The sequence below is a fragment of the Candidatus Pseudomonas auctus genome (assembly GCF_048654275.1).
Taxonomy (GTDB): domain Bacteria; phylum Pseudomonadota; class Gammaproteobacteria; order Pseudomonadales; family Pseudomonadaceae; genus Aquipseudomonas; species Aquipseudomonas pharyngis.
Window position 1 is genome coordinate 625,537 of record NZ_JBJYZK010000001.1, and the last position, 19,867, is coordinate 645,403.

At 60.1% G+C, this 19,867-nt stretch carries 16 protein-coding genes and 1 pseudogene; 6 read left to right on the forward strand and 11 right to left on the reverse strand.

The annotated features are described in order from the left end of the window. Nucleotides 1-9: 9 nt before the first annotated feature. The 8 genes from ACKUG4_RS02800 to ACKUG4_RS02835 all read right to left on the reverse strand — a co-directional run bounded on the left by ACKUG4_RS02800 (nt 10) and on the right by ACKUG4_RS02835 (nt 10,635). Nucleotides 10-1,257, reverse strand: coding sequence for an MFS transporter (locus tag ACKUG4_RS02800; protein ID WP_445433369.1), 1,248 nt, complete (start codon nt 1,255-1,257; stop codon nt 10-12). Then, entirely contained in the window at nt 1,247-3,721 is a 2,475-nt protein-coding gene (locus tag ACKUG4_RS02805; protein ID WP_445433370.1) for an efflux RND transporter permease subunit, read from the reverse strand. Before ACKUG4_RS02805 ends, ACKUG4_RS02800 begins: the two co-directional genes overlap by 11 nt. Before the next feature lie 4 nt (nt 3,722-3,725). Beyond that, nucleotides 3,726-4,829 carry a WD40/YVTN/BNR-like repeat-containing protein gene (locus ACKUG4_RS02810; RefSeq protein WP_445433371.1) on the reverse strand — a complete coding sequence of 368 codons (1,104 nt, stop codon included), beginning with the start codon at nt 4,827-4,829 and terminating at the stop codon, nt 3,726-3,728. Nucleotides 4,830-4,889: 60 nt separating this feature from the next. After that, a complete protein-coding gene (locus tag ACKUG4_RS02815) occupies nt 4,890-6,278 on the reverse strand; it encodes a DUF1329 domain-containing protein (protein ID WP_236188025.1) in 1,389 nt (462 codons plus the stop codon). Between the two features lie 12 nt (nt 6,279-6,290). Beyond that, entirely contained in the window at nt 6,291-7,988 is a 1,698-nt protein-coding gene (locus ACKUG4_RS02820; protein WP_445433372.1) for a DUF1302 domain-containing protein, read from the reverse strand. Between the two features lie 57 nt (nt 7,989-8,045). Beyond that, complete coding sequence (locus ACKUG4_RS02825; RefSeq protein ID WP_445433373.1) at nt 8,046-9,182, reverse strand: FAD-dependent oxidoreductase; 1,137 nt, start codon at nt 9,180-9,182, stop codon at nt 8,046-8,048. Between the two features lie 134 nt (nt 9,183-9,316). After that, the gene (locus ACKUG4_RS02830; protein ID WP_236188018.1) at nt 9,317-9,679 is read right to left on the reverse strand and encodes a Rieske (2Fe-2S) protein; all 363 of its coding nucleotides are present in this window, start codon (nt 9,677-9,679) and stop codon (nt 9,317-9,319) included. Between the two features lie 14 nt (nt 9,680-9,693). Beyond that, nucleotides 9,694-10,635 carry a VOC family protein gene (locus tag ACKUG4_RS02835; RefSeq protein ID WP_064596619.1) on the reverse strand — a complete coding sequence of 314 codons (942 nt, stop codon included), beginning with the start codon at nt 10,633-10,635 and terminating at the stop codon, nt 9,694-9,696. Nucleotides 10,636-10,892: 257 nt separating this feature from the next. Here ACKUG4_RS02835 and ACKUG4_RS02840 point away from each other — a divergent pair, with 257 nt between their 5' ends. From ACKUG4_RS02840 to ACKUG4_RS02855, 4 genes are all read left to right on the forward strand, one after another. Next, nucleotides 10,893-11,855 (forward strand): LysR family transcriptional regulator, encoded by a 963-nt coding sequence (locus ACKUG4_RS02840; RefSeq protein ID WP_064596621.1) that lies wholly within the window; start codon nt 10,893-10,895, stop codon nt 11,853-11,855. Nucleotides 11,856-11,914: 59 nt separating this feature from the next. Then, nucleotides 11,915-13,072 carry an alpha/beta hydrolase family protein gene (locus ACKUG4_RS02845; protein ID WP_236188010.1) on the forward strand — a complete coding sequence of 386 codons (1,158 nt, stop codon included), beginning with the start codon at nt 11,915-11,917 and terminating at the stop codon, nt 13,070-13,072. A gap of 189 nt (nt 13,073-13,261) precedes the next feature. Further along, entirely contained in the window at nt 13,262-14,611 is a 1,350-nt protein-coding gene (locus tag ACKUG4_RS02850) for a metal-dependent hydrolase family protein (RefSeq protein WP_445433374.1), read from the forward strand. A gap of 11 nt (nt 14,612-14,622) precedes the next feature. Further along, nucleotides 14,623-15,069, forward strand: a complete 447-nt coding sequence (locus tag ACKUG4_RS02855) for a GlcG/HbpS family heme-binding protein (protein ID WP_445433375.1) — start codon at nt 14,623-14,625, stop codon at nt 15,067-15,069. On the opposite strand, the gene ACKUG4_RS02860 is transcribed toward ACKUG4_RS02855, so the two are convergent. Next, complete coding sequence (locus ACKUG4_RS02860) at nt 15,054-15,989, reverse strand: LysR family transcriptional regulator (RefSeq protein WP_445433376.1); 936 nt, start codon at nt 15,987-15,989, stop codon at nt 15,054-15,056. The genes ACKUG4_RS02855 and ACKUG4_RS02860 overlap by 16 nt on opposite strands. 668 nt (nt 15,990-16,657) lie before the next feature. Beyond that, nucleotides 16,658-17,689, reverse strand: a complete 1,032-nt coding sequence (locus ACKUG4_RS02865) for an alcohol dehydrogenase catalytic domain-containing protein (RefSeq protein WP_445433377.1) — start codon at nt 17,687-17,689, stop codon at nt 16,658-16,660. A 157-nt stretch (nt 17,690-17,846) separates the two neighbouring features. Between ACKUG4_RS02865 and ACKUG4_RS02870 the strand changes: the two genes are divergently transcribed. Together ACKUG4_RS02870 and ACKUG4_RS02875 are read left to right on the forward strand one after the other, a co-directional pair. Beyond that, a complete protein-coding gene (locus ACKUG4_RS02870; protein WP_248482800.1) occupies nt 17,847-18,767 on the forward strand; it encodes a LysR family transcriptional regulator in 921 nt (306 codons plus the stop codon). 571 nt (nt 18,768-19,338) lie between these two features. After that, nucleotides 19,339-19,497: a hypothetical protein gene (locus ACKUG4_RS02875; protein WP_445433482.1), complete on the forward strand. Its 159-nt coding sequence runs from the start codon at nt 19,339-19,341 to the stop codon at nt 19,495-19,497. Between the two features lie 74 nt (nt 19,498-19,571). Here the strand turns inward: ACKUG4_RS02875 and ACKUG4_RS02880 are convergent. Next, a pseudogene (locus ACKUG4_RS02880) lies at nt 19,572-19,787 on the reverse strand (DNA-binding protein); the annotation flags it as partial. Nucleotides 19,788-19,867 lie beyond the last annotated feature (80 nt).

Here is a 19,867-nt window from a genome sequence, read left to right on the forward strand (position 1 = left end):
AATCCTCGTTCAATGGCCGTTGCTGATGGAGTCGTGCCCGCCAACATTCGTGCGGATCAATAGACCACCGAGCCTCGGCACGGACAGACAAAACAGCGCCACGACCAGTTGCAGCCAACCGATCATGGCCAACGCTTGCGGCAACGCCGTGGAAGCCCCGGAAGTGATGGCGAGTACCACCAGCGGGCTGATGAACTCGCCGGCAAAAATCGCGGCGGTGAAGCACCCCGCCGCTCGTCCACGCTGATCAAAGCCGACTTGCGCCATGATCCAGGTGATCAACGTCGGCAACATCAGGCCGATGCCCAGACCGTTGACCAGAACCGCGACCACGACTTGCGCGTGACTGCCGGCGGCGGCCATCAACAGGCCGCCGATGCCGGCCAGGCCATAGGCAATCAGCAACAGATGCTGGCTGCGCAGACCGCTCAACAGGCGAAAACTCAAGGCCCCGACGAGCACACCGAGTTGATTGGCGCCCATGGTCATGCCGATCTGCTGCGGCGCATCCACGTGCAACAAGTTGAGCAAGTAGCCGGCCTGCACCGGCACGATGAACAGGCTCAGGCCCGCGAGCAGCGACAATGCATACATGGGTGTTAGTGCCCGCCATGGAAATGCGCGCGGGGCTGGCACCGGCAATGTTGCTGCCGGTTGCACGCGGGGTTGCGGTTCCCAGAGTTTCCACGCCATCAGCGGCAGGAAGATCAGCCCGACCGCGTACAGCGCAAACGGCGTGCGCCAGTCGTCCTGACCGAGAAAACCACCCAAGGCGATAAAAACCGCAGCAGACAGCGACGTCGCGACCATTTGCAGTGCAAACAGGCGTTCACGGCGTGCGCCGCTGTAGTAGTCGCCCATCAGCGTCGTGCAGCAGGTCATGATCCCCGCCTCCGCCAGACCGATCCCGGCGCGGCTGGCGACAATCGCCGGCAGCGAATCCAGCCACAGCGGCAACACACCGCAGAGCGTGTACAGGGCCATGCTCGCCAACAACAGCGGTTTGCGCCCGAGCCGATCGGCGATGACCCCGGCAAACGGTGCCAGTAATGCAATCATCAATGCCGGTAAGGTCAGCACGATCGGCACCAGCACCGTGCTGCCCGCGACCTCGGCAAAATGTGCCTGCATGCGCGGTAATACCGGTGCGAGCAATACCGCGCCGAGCACGGGCAGACAGCTGCCGAGCAGCAACAGCAACGATTGCGACAAACCGGCACGGCGGCCGCTGCTTTCCAATGAGGATTCAACGGCCATGACAGGTCTCCCGATGACGCGATTGAACAATATCTACCGCCACAGCTCGTGACGGCACGGCCACATCGACTGCCTCCGCTGGCGTTTCTGCGTCGGTGTTCGTGCGCCGTGCAGGCAGCAGGAAGTACGCCAGCGCTGGCAACAACACCAGTGCGCCGACCATGTTCCAGACGAACATGAACGCCAGCAGCACGCCCATGTCAGCCTGGAATTTGATCGGCGAGAAGATCCACGTGGCCACGCCAATGGCGAGCGTGATACCAGTGAGCATCACCACTTTGCCGGTGGATACCAGTGCGCGGTAATAAGCCTCGGACAGGCTCGCGCCCTGGCGCAGATGGCCGAGCAGAATGCTCATCACATACAACGCATAATCGACGCCAATGCCGACCCCCAACGCAATGACCGGCAACGTCGCGACCTTCACGCCGATGTTCAGCCAGACCATCAATGCTTCGCAGAGGATCGAGGTGACCATCAGTGGAATCACCGCGCACAGCGTGGCGCGCCACGAACGGAAGGTGATCAGGCACAGGACGATCACCGCGCCGTAGACCCAGAACAACATCTCGCGATTGGCCTGTTTGACCACGATATTGGTCGCCGCTTCGATGCCGGCATTGCCCGCTGCCAGCAGGAACTGCACATCATCGTTGTTATTGGCAGCGGCGAATTGCTCGACATGATCGACCAGCCGCGTCAGCGTTTCAGCCTTGTGGTCGGTGAGATAGGCGTACAGCGTCAGCAGGCTGCAATCCTCGTTGTACAAGCCGCGTGGCGCACTGGCGGTGATCATGTTGAGCATCGCCTGATTGTTCTGCAGCTCGTACCACTTGGCGCTGCCTTCGCTGAGGCCAACCAGCATGCGCCGGTTGAGCAAGGCCAGCGAGTTGGTCGAATCCACCCCCGGCAGCGCGCGCAGTTGCCAGTCCAGCGCATCGACCTTGGCAAGGATGTCGTAACGCGCACATTGCCCGGCCGGGGTCTTGACCATCACCGCGAACAAATCACTGCTGGCACCGTAATGCCGGGTCAGAAACGCATCGTCCTGGTTGTAGCGCGAGTCAGCACGCAGCTCCGGTGCACCGGCATCCAGATCACCGATCTTCAATTGCAGGCTGACCACAAAACCCAATGCCGCCAACGCCAGGCTGATGGCAATGCACAGGCTGGCCCAGCGACGTCGGGTAAACAGATCGAGAAAGCGCCAGAAGCCATGACGCCGCGCGCCGGCCTGATCGTTCTGCTCGCTCTTGAGGCTCAATTGCGCCGCACGTGGCGTTACGCCGACATAGGACAGCAACACCGGCAGCAGAATCAGGTTGGTGAAAATCAACACCGCCACGCCGATGCTGGCGATCACGGCCAGATCCTGAATCACCTGGATCTTGATCAGCATCAGCACGGCAAAGCCCACGGCGTCGCAAAGCAATGCCGTCAGCCCCGCCAGAAACAGCCGTCGAAAAGTGAAGCGTGCGGCAACGACCCGGTGCATGCCGCGACCGATGTCCTGCATGATGCCGTTCATTTTCTGCGCGCCGTGGCTCATGCCGATGGCGAACACCAAGAACGGCACCAGCACCGAATACGGATCCAGCTGATAGTCGAGCAACGGCAACAGACCCAGTTGCCAGACCACCGCCACCAGCGAGCAGAACACCACCAGCACGGTGCTGCGCAGGCAGCGTGTGTACCAGAACAGCACGGCGGTGGTGATCAGGATCGCGACGGCGAAGAACAACAGGATCTGCTTGAGCCCGGCAATCAGGTCGCCGACCTTTTTCGCGAAACCGGTGATGTGAATGTCGATCCTGTCGTTCTGGTACTCGCTGCGCAACGCCTCCAGTTGCTCCGACAGCACCGAGTAATTCAGCGCTTGGCCGTCAGCAGTCGTTGCCAGCAACGGTACGTAAATGATGCTCGAGGTTTGATCGAACGCTACCAGTTGACCGAGCTCGTTGGAGCGCTGCACGTTGCGACGCAAGGCCTCGAGACTGGCCGGTGTGCCAGCGTAATCATCCGGGATCACCGGGCCGCCATCCAGGCCGTCTTCCGTCACTGCGACCCAACGCGTTGCCGGGGTCCACAGCGACTTCATGTAGGCACGGTCGACGCCGGGCAGCAGGTAAAGCTTGTCGCTCAAAGCCTGCAAGGTTTTCAGATAATCAGCGTCATAGATATCGCCCTGGCGATTGGCGACGACAATGCGCAAGGAGTTGCCCAGACCGCTGAGCTGCTTTTGATGTTGCAGATAATTGGCGATGTAGGGTTGTTGCGTGGGAATCATCTTTTCGAAACTGGCGTTCAGCTCGACGCGCGTGGCCTGATAGCCCAAGAAGAGCGTGGTCACCAGGCACACCAGCAACACCCACAACCGGTGATTGAACAAAGTGCGTTCCACGACCGAGCCGGAGCGCGGGTCGAAACTCGCCAGGCTGGCCGTGGCGTTGTCGAATGGTTTCATAACCTCACTCCGAAGCTGTAGCAGTGGGCGATGCAAGCCGCGTCAACCCGGTGAAACCGGACAGCACCAGGCTGCCATCGGCGGCCTGCACGACACTGGAAATCGGTTTGCCCAGCGGTTTGCCGAAAGGCTGAAGGGTGGGTGCATCACCCGAGGTGCGAAACATTGCGCCCGCCTGATTGACCAACAACAGCTGGCCGTCGGCGGTGCGAATCGCTTCACTGAAGGACACCGGCATCGGTACGGGCGCGGGCAGAAAGCTGTTGCCGTCGTCGGTGGAAATGAACGCGTTGCCTTTCAGTCCTGCCGCCAGCAGCGTGCCGTCATCGCGCACTTGCAGGGTGAAGAGGCTGCCGCTGTACGGGCTGTCGAGCGCGACGAAAGATTTTCCACCGTCCTCGGAACGCGCCACATAACCTTGCTCGCCGGAGATGAACCAACGCTCGCCGTGTTGCGCGATTGCATACAGATGCGCGCCCATCGGATTGTCGATCTGGCCCATCAGCGAGTGCCAGCTCACGCCGCCGTCTTCGGTGGTAAACGCGAGGCCGTAGGCGCCGACGATCACGCCGTGACGCGCATCGGTGAACTTGAGGCTGAGAAACGGTTTGTCCGCGCCTTCGCTGACCATCCGTTCGGCGGTTTGCACGCGCGCCGCCGCTGCGTCGGGGTCAGTCGCTGTCGGCAGTTGCTCGCGTGCGGCGTGCAACTCCAGTTGCGCAGCGCGGTTGCCGTCCAGCTGCAACGCCCAGTTTTCGCCGCCGTCGTGGGAGACCAGCACCGCACCGGCATGACCGACCGCCCAGCCCGTGTTGGCATCGACAAACTGCACCGCCGTAAGGCTGACGGAGACCGGCACCTGCGCCTGCCGCCAATTGATACCGTTGTCATCGGAGAGCAAGACGATGCCGCGTTCGCCGACCGCCACCAACCGCGCACCTGCCCGCGCCAGATCAAGCAACACGGCTTGCCGGGCCTGCGGCGCTCGCATCGCCGGGGTGTGCAATACATCCCCAACGACAGCAGCCTGAGCCTGGCTCACGGGTAATACGCAAGGCAGCGCCAGTAACGCTAACAACCGCCCGAGCACCTGACAGATTCTGTTCATACCGACCTCGAAACCACCTGTGAAACCGGATCGCCACACCGTGTGGCGATCCGGCCCGATTCAACGAACCCCGGCACCCGCCATCGCCGCCGGCGAGAATTCAGACGCCTTGTAGCGATCGACCACGCCGTATTGCTCAGGCAGACCGGTGTAGACGTTCTGGATAAACCAGGCGCCGGAGGTCAGGTCGTAGAACCCCGAAGACAGCTGCGCTTGCGCTGGCAGATCCGGCAGCACGGCGGGCAGCGACCACAAGGTTTTGGCGAGTTGGCCGTTGGCGTCCCAGCGATCGCCGAGCATGGCTTGCCAGGTATCTTCGTCGAGGTAGTAGCGGCCTTTCGGCAATTGGTGACGCTTGCCCGGCGCGAGTTCGGCGTCCACCACCCACACGCGGTGCAGCTCCCAACGCACGTAATCGGGGTTCATGTGATGAGCCAGGAACAAATCTTCCGGTTTGCCGGCGGTCAGGACTTTGTTGGTGTTGTAAGGGATGTACATTTCCTGCTTGCCGACCAGTTTCCAGTCGAAGCGATCGATGCGCCCCTGAAACACGCTCAACTCATCGAACGACATCACCCCGGCGGTGGCCGGCGTCGGTGTGTCGCAGCAGGCATTCGGCAATTTGCGCACGCGGCGCTGGCCGGTCAGATAGACGTGGGCCTGGGACTTGTCGCCGTTAATATTGGTGCGCCCCATGATTTGCTCACCGGCACGCAATGGCGGGCCGACGTTAAGCAGGCGGAACAACCAGTAATCACCGGCGAAACTTTCCGGCGTGCCGTCTTGGTAGTAATAGGGCATATCCTGGATCGCCTGGCCGTCGGTGGTCATCACCTGTTTGCCGTCTGCGGTCATCAGGTAATGACGAAAGTGCATGGCCAGGGACGTGCCGCGCCAATTGAGGATGTGGTTCCACATGGCTTCGGCGCCGTTATGCGGAATCGGGAATGGAATACCGCCAAACGCACCTTCGGGCACCGGTCCGGCGCTGCTGTCGACCAGTTTGGCGCGGGTCGCGTTTTTCAAAGTGTTGTCATACACCCATTGCGGTGCGGCGGCCGTGCGACGGGTCGGATAGACATCGATGCGATAGGTCTCGGGAAAACGCTTGAACATTTCCTTGGTGCCATCGCTGAGCTTGGCGGCGTATTGCGCCAGGTTTTTCGAGGTGATGCTGAACAGCGGCTTGTCGGCCGCAAACGGATCGCTGCGTTTGCCGCCCGGTTTATACGCCGGGTCGACCTTGGTGTAACCGCCCTGCCAGGCCGGAATGCTGCCGTCGGCATTGCCTGCGCGTTCGGCACCCATTGGCGTGAGACTGCTCGACAGTTTGGCCGCCTCTTCTGCGGTGGCTGCAGTTGCAACCTGACTCAGGACGGTCAGCGTTCCGAGCAAGGCAAAGCACAGGGCCTTCAGCCGTGGGAAGCGATTGTGGTGGTGAGAAGTCATGCGCAAGTCCTCTTAAAACGTGGTCTTGACGGAGAAGGCGAGGTAATCCCGATCCTTCAGCGATTGCTTGTAATTGAACTGGCTGAGGCCGTTGAGGTTGGTGTCCTCGGCGCCGTAGTAATGCGTGTAGGTCAGGCCGGCCGTGACGCGATCGAGGTATGTGGCGGTGATGCCGATGTTGATGTCGCCACCGTTGTCCGGGCCGAACGAACTGACCACCGCTGATTTGCCCAGCGGGAAGTAACTGACGCCGACTGGAATGCTGATATCGATGCCGGAGAAGAACTGGCGGTACGTCGGCGTGTAGACGACTTTGAAACCGAGGCCATCATCGGTGGCGTTCGGGTCCAGCGCGGCGCGATTTTTAGTGACGCTGAGCAAACGGTTCCACGCCACTTCGCCAACCAGTCCGGACTCGCGGGCGATGAAGTTGGGGCCAAACGATGCCAACACGTTCAAGTTGACGTGAGCGGTGCGACCCACGGCGTACAACGCGTCATCATCGTTGTCTGCGATGACGCCGGGCAGCACGGTCTGACCGTTCGAAACCAGCGGCATGTTCCAGCGCATCGACGCTTCACCGGCGAAGCTGTACTCGTCCACGGTGGTGGAAAAACTCGCACCCAGCGCGCGAATATCTTCGGGGTAAACCCAGTAGTACTCGCCGATCTGTCCGGTGCTGAAGTCCGGCGCCGCCGTTGACGGTTTCAGATACAGCTTGGGTGTCTTGTCGTGGTACTGAATGGCGTAGAGGCCGTATTCGACGGTCTCAGCGCTGTATTTCAGTTGCAGACCGCCCTGCCCCGAACTGCGCGCTTCCTTGTCATTACCGTGAAAAAACGCGGCGGGACTGGCCGAGTTGCCGCCGAGGAATGCCGGAAACGGTGCACCGACGATCAGACGCTCATTGCCTTCGCCAATGGTGTCGCTGGTGGAGAAATAGCTGCCGGCGGCGGGCAGTCGGGTTTCTTCCCATTCAAGTTGGTAATACGCCCCGAGCGAGACGTCGTCAGTCAGTTGGAAGGTGCCAGACAGTTGATTGACCGGACGGGTGATTTCCTTGAACTGCGTATTGGGCACCGACTGCGCCTTGACCACATCAACCGGGGCCATGCCACCGGCAATGCCGTTGGCGCCGAAGAACAGGCTTTCCCCCCAGATCAGGCCATGACGGCCGGCACGCACTGACGTTGCACGGTCGGCCAGTTCACCGTTCCAGTAGACAAAGGCGTCGAGGATTTCGCCGTCACCACCGTGCAAATGACGGGTGTCATCGGTGAACTCGTCGTAGCCCACCGAACGCGCGTTGGCGCGGCTCGGATCGTTATTGTCGTTGTTGCCCTGGTACTCGCTGTCGTACCACGCTGCACCGCTCAAACGTGCGCCGAAGTCCTGAAACGACAGATCCAGCTCCGAGAGGATGTCGGTGCGATTGGAGATCAGGCCTTTTTTGAACGCACGATCGCCATCGTCCTGATTGAGCGCCACCTGACCCTCGGTCAACTTGCTGCTCGGACTCTGCGTGCGCCAGGCAGCGCTGTACTTGACCGTGTTGTCCCAACGCAGCTTGAAATCCGGGTTGCCGGTATCGATGTCGAAAGCGTGAGCGGCCTGGCTGCACAGCACCAGCAGCGCAGCGACGCTCAAACCAAAGGGTGCAGACGAGCAGACCGGGCGACGCGCGAGCGCCGCAGTCGTAGAACTAACCATCGCGTTAACCTCTTGTTTTTATAGTGGTAACTGCTGTGGATGCGTCGCAGGTGGGACTTAGATCGGCTCGGCGGTGCGCGCGAGCATTTGCTTGACCAGACCGATGCGATCGAAGTCGCGGTCGTGTTGCATTTCCTTGTCGCCGGCCAGCACCGAGCTTTCGCTGATGTATTTGCAACGCTCGAAACGCCGCGCCATGAAGCGCTGCAGCTGCTGTTCGACGCTGCTGGAGGCGGACTGCTCGCGAGTGAGTTCTTCGCTGAGCACAATCGCGTCTTCGATGGCCATGCCGGCGCCTTGACCGAGGTGCGGCGTGGTGGCGTGGGCCGCATCGCCGATCAGCAGGACGCGTCCGCGATGCCACGGCTCATCGACGAACACCACTTCCATCGGCTTGTAGACGACCAGGCTGTTGTCGGTGATTTGCTCGCGCAGCTCGCCGATCAGCCCGGTAAAACCCTGCAGGCGCTGGCGCATTTCCGCAGCCAGATCGGCAGGATCCATCCACGGATTGGACGGCTCGTGGGACGTCAGAAACAGGTACATCAAGTTGCCGGCCAACGGCACCAGCCCGGCGTTGCCGTCGGCGCTTTGATAGTTGGCCAGATGATCGATCTGAGGCGCGCGGGGAAAGTTGTAGCGCCACACTGATTGGCCAGTGAAACGCGGGGTGTAGGCATCGCCAAAGACTAGGCTACGCACTTTCGAGAACAGACCGTCGGCACCGACCACCAGGTCGTAGCGGCCGCGACTGCCGTCGGTGAACAACACGTCGACCTCTGTGCCATCGTCGTTCAGCGTTTCCACGCTCAAGCCCAAACGCACGTTGGCGCCGAGTTGCAGAGCGGTTTCGCTGAGGACTTTGTGCAGCGCCAGGCGGGAAATGCCGACGTTGGCAGGGTATTGCGGGCCGGCGAGGCGCTGACCCGGAATGCGCGCCAGTTGTTGCCCGCCCGGGCCATAGATGGCGACGTCTTCGAAGGCATAAGCGGCATCGAGATAGCCGTCGAGAACGTCCAGCTTGGCCATCTCACGGACGACGTTGCTCTGCTGAATAATCCCGACGCCGTAGACTGTCCATTCGGACTTGAGCTCGATCAGGTCGACCTCGATACCTTTACGCCGCAAGGCGATGGCCGCACACAAGCCGCCGATACCACCGCCCACGATCAGAACGTTGTTCACTGCACTCATGGTGTTCTCTCTTTTTATTCTTGTGATCGATGCTGCGTCGGGCACGGCATCGTTGGATGAAGCTTCCCGGCAAAGCAGGGATTTGACTAATCGCGAGTAAGGATGCGATGTATCGCCATACGCGATACCTCGACTTATCCCGGCTGCGGCAACTCTTCAGGCATTCGTAACAGCAGCCAGCCATCCTTCTCGCAGAACGGCAGCGCCTCCAGCCTCTGGCCCAGGCACGGGCCGTAGATGCACTTGCCCGTCGCCGGCAGAAATTGCGCGCCGTGGGCGTAACAGACGATCAACTGGCCATCGGCGGACAGGAAGCGGTCCTTGCGATACTCCAGACGCACGTCCAGATGCGGACAACGGTTGCGATAGACCCGCACCTGATTGTCGTGACGCAGAACGAACACGCTGTCGCGGCCCTGCGCCAACGGATCGAATCCGCGCGCCCGGCCCTCCTCCAGTTCGTCTAGCCGACACAATGGCTGCGCAATACCGCTCATGATCAGCGCGGCCCTCAGCCGAGTTTTGGCGGCGGGCCACCGGGGGCCCATTTTTCTTTGGCGCTGAACAGGAACAGCTGCGAGTTATCCGCCGACAGCGGCGCGCGACGGGCCTCCCAGGCGTCATCGTGCTTGTCCATGTCGGCGTCGTATTCGATGTGGCAGCCCAGCGGACTGTTGAAGTACCAGAACCAGTTGGAGCCAAACAGGTGACGGCCCGGGCCCCAGAAACTGGTCCAACCCTTTTGCTCGAATCTCGTCCCGGCCAGCAGCACTTCGGTGCCACTGCCCATGTGGAAGGTGAAGTGTTCGCAGCCCTTCATGTGCGGTGGGGTCTGGATCATGAACAGGCAATGGTGATCGTCAGAACCGGCCGGGCGCATGAACGGCCCGGCGCCAATGAAGGTGTCGGTGGTGCGAAAACCCAGACGCTCGGCGTAGAACGCTTCTGCTTTCGCTGCATCGGGTACGAAATACACCACGTGCGACAAAGTGCGCGGAACAGCGCCCATATCGAGGGTAATGCCGGGCTGGTTAAGCGGCCGCTGTGGCGCATGGCCGGCGGCGTTGGTCAGGTCATTCGGAGCGCTGTAAGGCTTGCGTACGCTGACTTGAAAAGCGATGGCGAAACCCATGTCGTCAACGCTGTGCAGCACGCCGTGCTGATCACGACGGACGATGCGATCACGGGCCAGCTCATCTTCGATGGCATCCAGATCGCTGATCGCAGCGACCCCGTAGACCGTCTCGCGAATCGACGGCGCCGGGCCTATCGCCGCCGGCAAGTCAGGATCGTCGGCTCGGCGGATAATCACGGCGGTGCCGTCCAGCGCTTCGAAACGCCCGCCCTCGCCGTCAACGCCAACCGGCGCGAGGCCGTAATCGCGCAGGCAATCGGTGCAGGCTTGAATGTCATCGACGCCAAAAATCAGGGCATCAAGGCCAATGATGTTCATGGCTTACCACTCCATTGAAATTATGATCCGGAGACTGTCGCCATGGACGCCTTGCAGCGCGCCAGGCCTGACTGGAAACCGGTGGTGGTGTCGGCAGCAGGGCCGACTGCGGCGAAGATTGGCGCAAGGGCTGACAGCTGACTAATCGCAAGTCGGGATGCGACCTATCGGCAAACGCGATACCTGCGACGAAGGTTGACGTGTCGATGGATTCGTTCGAATGTATTGCGAAAATAAATACAAGAACGGACCTGCCCATGCGTTTCAACCATTTGGATCTGAACCTGCTGGTCGCGCTCGATGTGTTGCTCGAAGAGCAGAACATCACCCGCGCTGCCGAACGCCTGCACATGACCCAATCCGCCACCAGCGGCGTGCTCGCGCGTTTGCGCACCTACTTCGAGGATGAGCTGCTGGTCCAGGTGGGACGCCGGATGCAGCCCACACCCTATGCCACGGAACTGGCGAAACCGGTGCGTGAAGTACTGCTAACGATTCAGTCCTCGATTACCGCCAAACCGGTGTTCGATCCGGCGACCAGCAAGCGACATTTTCGTTTGGTGACCTCGGATTATCTGATCAGCGTGCTGTTCGCCCAGGTGATCCAGAACATTCATCAGGAAGCGCCCAATATCACGTTCGAAATGCTTGGCCCCAGCGACAACTCCGGCGAGTTGCTGGTACGTGGCGAGGTCGACCTGATGATTGTCCCCGAGCGCTACATCATTGATGGCCACCCTTCGCACCTGCTGTTCGAAGAAGAGCACGTGTGCGTGGTGTGGCAAGGCAATACGCAGGTTGGCGACAGCCTGACCCTTGAGCAGTACATGGAGATGGGCCATGTCTCGGTAGGCTTCGGCCGTACTCGGCACATGAGCATTGAAGAATGGTTCATGAATCAATACGGCTTCAATCGGCGCATTGAAGTGATCACCAGCGACTTCAATACCTTGCCGCAATTGATCGTCGGCACGCAGCGCATCGCCACGATGCACCAACGTCTGGCGAACCTCTACGCGCACTATCTGCCACTGCGCATCCTGCCGCCGCCGGTGAAAATCCCGGTCATGCGCGAGTACATGTTGTGGCACCGCAGCGTCGACGGCGACCCGATGCACCGCTGGCTGCGCGAACGCATCAGCGAATCCATCCAGCAGCTGCAACACGTGCCTATCGTATCGCGCGATACCTCGTATCCGCCGTCACGATTGGCCAATTAACCGGGTGATCCTTAACGTGCCTTGGGAATGCCACGGCAACCATAAGGACAACAATAATCATGTTTCGCTATTTCCCGACCAACTACGTTTGGAATCTCTCTGTCGACCTGGCCATTGAAATGGGCGCCCGCATGGGTGAAATCGAAGCGATGTGCGCCCCGCTGCAAGAGGCTGCGAAACAGCCAGACGCGGCCGGCACCCGCGCCTTTCGCGAAACCTGGGCGAAAATGGCCGACAAGCTCTGCGGTCTGGCCGAGGAAGACGAAGGCAATGGCCGGATGCTCTCGGCTGGCGAAAAATACAACCGCGCCGCCACCTATTATTTGACCTGCGAGCGCCTGCAAGCCCACGGCGCGCCGGGCCGTACCGAGCTCTATCAACGCTTCCTGCAAACCTTCAAGCGCGGCATCGAACTGTCGCGTGAAAACTGTGAACGGGTGGAAATCCCGTATGAGGGCAAACACCTTTCCGGCTTGCTGGTGCGCGCCGAAGGCGTCGATGGGCCGGCGCCGATTCTGGTGCAGGTCAACGGTCTGGACTCGACCAAAGAAATGAAATACCGCGTGGGCCTGCCAGCCTGGCTGGCGAAACGCGGCATCTCTTCGCTGATCATCGACCAGCCCGGCACCGGCGAAGCGCTGCGCCTGCACGGCCTGACCGCACGATTTGACAGTGAGCACTGGGCCAGTCGCGTGGTGGATTGGCTGGAAACCCGAAGCGACATCGATGCCAAACGTATCGGGCTCGAAGGTGTCTCCCTTGGAGGGTATTACTGCCCGCGCGCGGTCGCATTCGAACCGCGCTTCGCCTGTGGCGTCGTATGGGGCGCCAACCACGACTGGCGTGATGTGCAAAAGCGTCGACTGGAAAAGGAAGGCAGCTTCCCGGTGCCGCACTACTGGGCGCATGTCTGCTGGGTGTGGGGGGCCAAGAACGTCGAAGAGTTCATGACCATCGCCGAAAACGTCCACCTTGACGGCGTGCTCGACCGGATCAAGGTGCCGTTCCTCGTGACCCACGGCGAGCAGGATTCGCAGATTCCGTTGAAGTGGGCGCATCGCACCTACGAACAACTGGTCAACAGTCCAAAATGTGAACTGAAAATCTTCACCGAACGTGAAGGTGGCGTGCAGCATTCGAGCTTCGACAACAGCATCAATGCCGGGCATTACATTGCCGACTGGATCGCCGAAACCCTGGGCGGTCGCACCGCTTGATCCACTGAAAAAACACGCAAAAAAAAACGCCGGATAATCTTTCGATTTTCCGGCGTTTTGCATTAACGGATTCAAGCGCTGGCGCACCTATTGACGCCGTCAATACGCAGCCATCGATGCAATCTGCTGGTCGTCCCCTCGCCTGCTCTCTAGCCTCTCTTTGCAGAACAATCACAAAGCGAAGACGCCATGACTGCCCTGCACCTGAAATGCCAGACCCTGTTCGACGGCACTGGACTGGAGACCCGCCAACAACAGACATTGATCGTCGAAAACGGCCTGCTCAGTTACGTCGGCGCTACCGCGTTGGCACCCGCTCCCCAGCCAGGCGATACACAGGTGGATGCGGGGGATGATTTCGTGATGCCGGGGCTGGTGGATGTGCACACGCATCTGGCCTTCGGCAACGCGCAAAGCGAAGAAGACATTGATCTATGGACCAGCGACGAATTTCGCGCGTTGCGCGGGATGTTCTTCGCGCAACACGTGCTGGCCGCCGGCGTCACCAGCATGGTCTGCCCCGGCGACAGCGGCCAGCTCAGCATCGCCGTGCGCAATGCGGTGACCGCTGGTTTGTTCAAAGGCCCGAGGATCGCGGCCAGCAGCCGCGTCATCACCAATCGGCAGAGTCTGAATGACTGGTTCCCGAGTCGGGTCGGCGCTCCGGAGTACTTCACCGCGCAGTTGGTCACCAGCCGAAGCGACGCCCTCGCGGAGATCCGCAAGCAGGCCAAGGATGGCGTTGACCTGATCAAGATCGCCATGGACGGCACGCACCGCCGCCCCAACGGCGAAATCATTGCGGCCTTCACTGCCGACGAAACCTTCGAAATGGTCGAGGAAGCACATCGTCTCGGCTGCAAGGTCGCCACGCATGCCTACGGTCGCGAAGCCGTGATGTACGCGGCGCGCGCGGGCGTTGATCTGGTCTTTCATGCCTTTTACATGGACGACGCGTGCATCGAAGCGCTGCTTGAGGCCGGCAGCATCCTTGCCCCGACCATGACGTTCCCGCAAAACACCGTGGATTTCTGCCAGCCCCATGATCCGGCCATCAGCACCGGTTATGCCGGTTATTGTGCTCGCACACTGGAGGTCGGTTCTGCGGTACTCAAACGCGCCAAAGCGGCCGGCGTACCGTTTGCCTGCGGCAGTGATAGCGGTTTTGCGGTGACGCCCTATGGCGAATGGCATGCCCGTGAGCTGGAACTGCTGGTGACACGCCTCGGCTTCACAACAGCAGAAGCTCTATACGCCGCGACGGCTGTCGGTGCGCGCTGCATGCCGCGCGGTGAAACCCTCGGCACCCTGCAAGTGGGCAAGCAGGCAGACTTCCTCGTGCTCGACGGTTCACCGCTGGATGACATCCGCATCCTTCAAGATCGTTCGCGCCTGAAGGCCGTTTACAAGGCCGGCCAACCGGTACGTATGGATCGCAGCCCCTACAACCCCAAGCAGGTGTCCGATTTCAACTCACTGAAATGGACGGATCTTTACACCCGCGACCGCGTTGCTCAATTGGGTAAATGGGCCGTATGAGGACCCAAACCATGCAACGACTGGATCTGCTCACTGCCACGAACATAGCGAGCGCCGCCATCCACTTTGCTCGGGAAACCGGGATCAAACCTCTGGGCGTCGCGGTACTGGATGCCGCCGGCCATCCATTGGCGGTTCTGCGCGACGAACACGCCACTTTCCTGCGCACGAAAATCGCCAACGGCAAGGCGCGTGGCTGCTTGGGTATGGGTTTTGGAGGCCGTGAACTGGCGCGACGCGCGCAGGCAATGCCGACGTTTTTCGACGCGATCAACAGTTTGACCGGCGGCGAGGTGATTCCCGTGGCGGGCGGGGTGTTGATCCGGAATGCCGAGGGCGTGGTGCTCGGGGCCATCGGCATCAGTGGCGATACCTCAGACAACGACGAGCGCTGCGCATTGCTGGCCATCGCCAAGGCCGGATTGGTCGCCGACAACGGCGATCAGGCAGAGGGTTGATCGAGTAACGCGGCCTGTTCCAGAAGCAGGCCGCGAAACCATTGCATGGCCGGGTCATGCTCTTGATAGGGATGCCATTGCAAGACTTGAACAGCCTCGGGGAACGCCAGCGGTGCTGGATGGACGCGCAATGGATATCGCTGGGCGAAGCGCTGAGCCTGTCGTTGAAACATCGTGGCAATACGCGCAGTGCCAACGATGTACTCCGGCATCAGCACAAAGCTTTCAACGGTCACCGCCACTTGCCGTTCAATGCCGAGTTCATGCAGGTGCATGGCATCCATCGCCAAGTTGTGCCCGTCGGCAAACTCGCGCACCACATGCGCTGCCGCGCGATAGTCAGCCATGCACAGTTGCTCGGCAAACTGTGGCTGTTGGGCGCAGACAATACAACAGAGCTGGTCAGTCATGAGCGGCATATGGGGATAGGCCGGATTCAGCGTTCGTTGCGGCACGACCACACAATCGCTGCGCCGATAATCCAGCGCTTCGCTGACGACATCACCGTCGCGTGGCACCGGCATGTCGCGCAGGCTCAAGCGAATATTCGGAGCGACACGCGCCAAAACACGGCTGACCGCCGGAAGCAGCACGTCGGCCACGTAATCGGAGGCTACGAGGGTGATGTGCCGGTCACAGTTCGCCGGATCAAAACTTAGTGGCGCGTCGACGACTTCCCGTGTCAGCGCCAACGCTGCACGCACTTTTGGCAGCAACTCCAGGCCCAGCGCCGTGGGTTCCAGGCGGCGCCCCACTTGCACCAGCAACGGATCATTGAAATGTTCACGTAAGCGGCCCAATGCCGAGCTGGCAGCTGACTGCCCCAGGCACAAACGCTCGGCCGCTCTGCTGACGCTGCATTCGCTCAGTAAGGCGTCCAGCGCAACCAAGAGATTAAGGTCGAGGCGTCGATATCGCATGTGGGTTCCGTTGGCGCTGGTAGCGGCTTGTCTGCTCCGAGTTACGGGCATGATCAAAAACGAACCATGACCTTATCGAGCTGTGTACCCATGCGCCAATCGCATGCGTCGTTGGGAGGTATCGCTAACGAAGATACCAAGCGCCAATGCGCGCTATATCAGGTAAGCAAAAGCCCTGCGACCACTTTTTATCGAGAGCAACTTATAGGTTGCTCGAAAATCGATGCTCGTGGATGACGGCAATCGGCCAAAAGCGGCATTCCGTGAGCGGCAGCTTTCGGCCAGAAGCGGACGTCTAGCTAGGAGAAAATAGACCTATCACCATTTGCTACGCACTGATCCAAGCGACTTGCCACGACTCAACCCGACGTGGCGTTTTGTCACCAAGCCACTTCGGTCCTATCTTAGGCGCACGATCAGGATTAGCTGCGGAGCGCGGGCATAGAAAAGGGGGCTGATTTATTTTCTGAGCAATAAATCAGGCGTCGTTACCACAAGCCGATATTCGACCGATATCAATGCCACGTCGCAGGCTTTCAGCATGGCGATGTTGAGGGGGCGTTCGTTTGCGCATTACCGATGACCTACCCGCCGCCATTTTTCAGTCCCCACGTTTCATAATTAACGCGGTTCCGGCGACCGCGCGGTCGCCGGAACCGCTCTGCGTATCAATTTCCGCCGTGAGGCAGGAACACACCACGGAATCGCATCTTCCCGGAGGACAGACGTTCATAAGCCTCCGTTGCCTGGTCAAGCGAAAAGGTTTCGACAATGGGCTTGACCTTACCCTTCGCGGCCAAGTCGAGAATTTCGGCGAGATATTGCTGTCCGCCATGCGTGGAGCCAACCACCCGTTGGCGCATCATATGGAATGGCTTGCCGTCGGACGGAATCGAGAACGGCTTGCTGAAGTCGAGTCCGCAAAGGACGATACGACCGTCAGGATTGACTCCCGCGAGCGCCTTTTCGGCGGTTTCGAAGTCGTTGGTGGTGATCAGCAGCACATCGGCACCACCGACTGCCAAGAGCTCCTCGGCATTGGTGACGACGTGGTCGGCACCCAGGTTGGTCGCAAGCTTGTGCTTGTCTGGGGAATGCGTGATCGCGATGGTCTCGAATCCGCACGCCTTTGAGAACTGCAAGGCGACATGGCCCAACCCGCCGATACCCAGCACCGCGACTCTGTCACCAGGTTTCGGCTCCGCGTCGCGCAGGCCGCTCCAGGTTGTATAGCCCGCGCACATCATTGGCGCGGCGTCCGTGTAGGACAGCCCATCGGGCAACAATACGGTGCCTTCCGCAGAAATTGCGATGTACTCCGCGTGCCCGCCCTGCGACGCGAAACCGGTCGTTCTGGGCGAAACGCAGTTCATGGCCGTCTGGCCGGTCAACGGGCGGTTCTGGCGGCAGTACGGGCATCGACCGCACGAGGACTGTACCCAAGTGGTGCCCACTCGGTCTCCAACCTTGCGCGTGTGGACGCCCGCACCGACTTCGACGATTTCACCGACTACTTCGTGACCCGGGGTCTGGGGATAAATGTCACCGCCAGCCCCCTGAGTTGCCCACACGTCCGTGTAGCACATGCCGGAGGCGTGAACTTTCACCAGGACCAGCCCTGGCTCTGCCTTGGGCATGGGAACCTCATGAACCTCCCAAGGCTTGTTCGCGCCAGTCATCACAACTGCCTTCATCTTCATCGCATGTTCCTTTCGATCAGGTGGTCATTGCTGTTAGGGCTGCGGACGAGATGCTCTGAGAGCGACACAGGCCATTTTGGTCCCGCGATGCTGCAGCTTCATTCGAGTCTATGGCTCATTGACTGTCGCAACAATCTGGTCAATATTTGATTCCATGATGAAAGTAATTCACCAATCCAAGGGTAATGACCTGTCGGCTTTTGCCGCGTTCTTGGCGGTCGCAGCCCACCGAAGTTTCCGCAGCGCCGCAATCGACCTCGACATGACGCCCTCGGCGATCAGCCACTCGATCAAGGCTCTCGAACAACGGTTGAACGTCCGCCTTTTCAACCGGACGACTCGAAGCGTCTCCTTGACCGAGGCGGGAGAGCGCCTAGCCATAAAACTAAGACCGGCAATGGCCTCAGTTGAAGAAGCCGTTCGGGAGTTGGAGGGCATTGACCACGCCCCCAGCGGAACGGTGCGAATCAATGCCAGTGAGGGCGCCATCCGGTTGGTACTGTGGCCAGTGCTTGCGCGCTTTTTGCGCGAGTATCCTCGCGTCCATCTCGACATATTCAGTGATGGCAAGCTGAGCGATATCGTTGCAGATGGTTTTGATGCGGGCATCCGATTAGCGGAAGCCGTACCCAAAGATATGGTGGCCATCCCAGTCATGGGAGAGGTCCGCTTTGCGGCAGTGGCGTCGCCCGAGTACTTCGAGCAACGCGGATATCCAAGGGTGCCGCAAGATCTGTATGACCATCATTGCATCCGCTTCCGGTTTGAAAGTGGTGCAATCTACCGATGGGAGTTTGAGCGCCATGGCGCTGTCGAAAGGATCAATGCTCCCGGCCCTCTCACATTGACTGATCAGCCGCTGATGGTGGAGGCAGCAATCGATGGAGTCGGCATCGCCTTTGTGCCCGACCATCTTGCAGCCAATGCGCTCAAGGACGGACGACTCAAACGAGTTCTGGAAGAGTGGTGTCCCGCGTATCCGGGGCTGTGCCTCTATTACTCGGCGAATCGCCATGTACCATCCGGCCTGAGAGCGTTGATCAATATGCTGACTGAAACACGGTCCGGCATTAGATGACCTTGTGCCCAAGAGGCGGCAGGTTAGTTGTAACACCGCCTGGCACAACTCATCGACCAGCATCGTCAACGCCTTGCCATTGCAACTGACCGGCAGCTATGGATCGAAAAAGCAGTCGTCCATGAACGTCTGTTTCTAGCCGTAAGCGGTCGGTCATGATTGTCCGCTTTTGGCCGATAGCGGTCGCTTTTGAGGGTTCGCTAATGGCCGCTAGCTGACACCTGCGGTTAATCTTTAGGGTTGCTTGATGTCGGTTTTTTCTGACTCGCGGCTTGCGCTTGATCTCTGGCAGCTGGCGTATCTGAATCAACTGTTGTTCTAAAGTTTCTGCGCGGGCCAACTGCGCCGCAGTACGTTGCTCCGCTTGGCTGAGCTCGCTCTGGGCCGACTCCAACCTACGTCGCAAGTCGTCGCACCTGCGGCTGGCTACTTTTGATTGGCTTACTGCGGCTTTCCCCTCCTCCCGGGCCCGATCAACCTCGCGGTGAGCCCGATCCTCAACGCCACGCAAATAGTTCTCCTGTGTGATTCGCTCCTGCTCGGCCTTGAGTCGTAGCGAGTGGAGTTCCTATTGGAGAATTTGATTTTTCTCTTGGGCATCGTGCCGTTCACGCTTCAAGACATCACGCTGTTGCTGGAGCTCCTCAATCTGGGCCTGCCGCTGCACCAACAGAAGGTCCAGGTCAGCCAAGCGAGATTCGGCCGCCTGACGCCCGGCCATTGCTTCTGAAACCTGTTGGCGCCCTTTTGCCAGATCCTGATGCGCTCTATCTTCAATTTCTGCGAGTCGCTCACGTTCGGCGTCCAGCACAACGCCTGCGACACCTCACTAGGTAACGCCGGCAAACGGGTCTCCCCGCTCAGGCGTTCGGCCAAACGTGCCCACCAAATATCGAGGAGCCCACCGACTCTAACCGGACTTCCCCTACCCAGTTCCAGGCGCACGCGCTCGACCCCATCTCGTCGAACTGAAATTTTAGTTGGTGATGCAGCGCCGCTGCCCATACTCATTCCATTCATCTACGTCCAACTGAACTCAGGCACCCTGCGTACAACATGGCTGCGGCGCACCTGCGAGCGATCCAGGCTTTCTATTGCGA

Bases quoted from the DNA above. Each gene is read 5' to 3' on its own strand.
- ACKUG4_RS02800 (WP_445433369.1), bottom strand. From the start codon at position 1,257: ATGGCCGTTGAATCCTCATTGGAAAGCAGCGGCCGCCGTGCCGGTTTG.
- ACKUG4_RS02805 (WP_445433370.1), bottom strand. From the start codon at position 3,721: ATGAAACCATTCGACAACGCCACGGCCAGCCTGGCGAGTTTCGACCCG.
- ACKUG4_RS02810 (WP_445433371.1), bottom strand. From the start codon at position 4,829: ATGAACAGAATCTGTCAGGTGCTCGGGCGGTTGTTAGCGTTACTGGCG.
- ACKUG4_RS02815 (WP_236188025.1), bottom strand. From the start codon at position 6,278: ATGACTTCTCACCACCACAATCGCTTCCCACGGCTGAAGGCCCTGTGC.
- ACKUG4_RS02820 (WP_445433372.1), bottom strand. From the start codon at position 7,988: ATGGTTAGTTCTACGACTGCGGCGCTCGCGCGTCGCCCGGTCTGCTCG.
- ACKUG4_RS02825 (WP_445433373.1), bottom strand. From the start codon at position 9,182: ATGAGTGCAGTGAACAACGTTCTGATCGTGGGCGGTGGTATCGGCGGC.
- ACKUG4_RS02830 (WP_236188018.1), bottom strand. From the start codon at position 9,679: ATGAGCGGTATTGCGCAGCCATTGTGTCGGCTAGACGAACTGGAGGAG.
- ACKUG4_RS02835 (WP_064596619.1), bottom strand. From the start codon at position 10,635: ATGAACATCATTGGCCTTGATGCCCTGATTTTTGGCGTCGATGACATT.
- ACKUG4_RS02840 (WP_064596621.1), top strand. From the start codon at position 10,893: ATGCGTTTCAACCATTTGGATCTGAACCTGCTGGTCGCGCTCGATGTG.
- ACKUG4_RS02845 (WP_236188010.1), top strand. From the start codon at position 11,915: ATGTTTCGCTATTTCCCGACCAACTACGTTTGGAATCTCTCTGTCGAC.
- ACKUG4_RS02850 (WP_445433374.1), top strand. From the start codon at position 13,262: ATGACTGCCCTGCACCTGAAATGCCAGACCCTGTTCGACGGCACTGGA.
- ACKUG4_RS02855 (WP_445433375.1), top strand. From the start codon at position 14,623: ATGCAACGACTGGATCTGCTCACTGCCACGAACATAGCGAGCGCCGCC.
- ACKUG4_RS02860 (WP_445433376.1), bottom strand. From the start codon at position 15,989: ATGCGATATCGACGCCTCGACCTTAATCTCTTGGTTGCGCTGGACGCC.
- ACKUG4_RS02865 (WP_445433377.1), bottom strand. From the start codon at position 17,689: ATGAAGATGAAGGCAGTTGTGATGACTGGCGCGAACAAGCCTTGGGAG.
- ACKUG4_RS02870 (WP_248482800.1), top strand. From the start codon at position 17,847: ATGAAAGTAATTCACCAATCCAAGGGTAATGACCTGTCGGCTTTTGCC.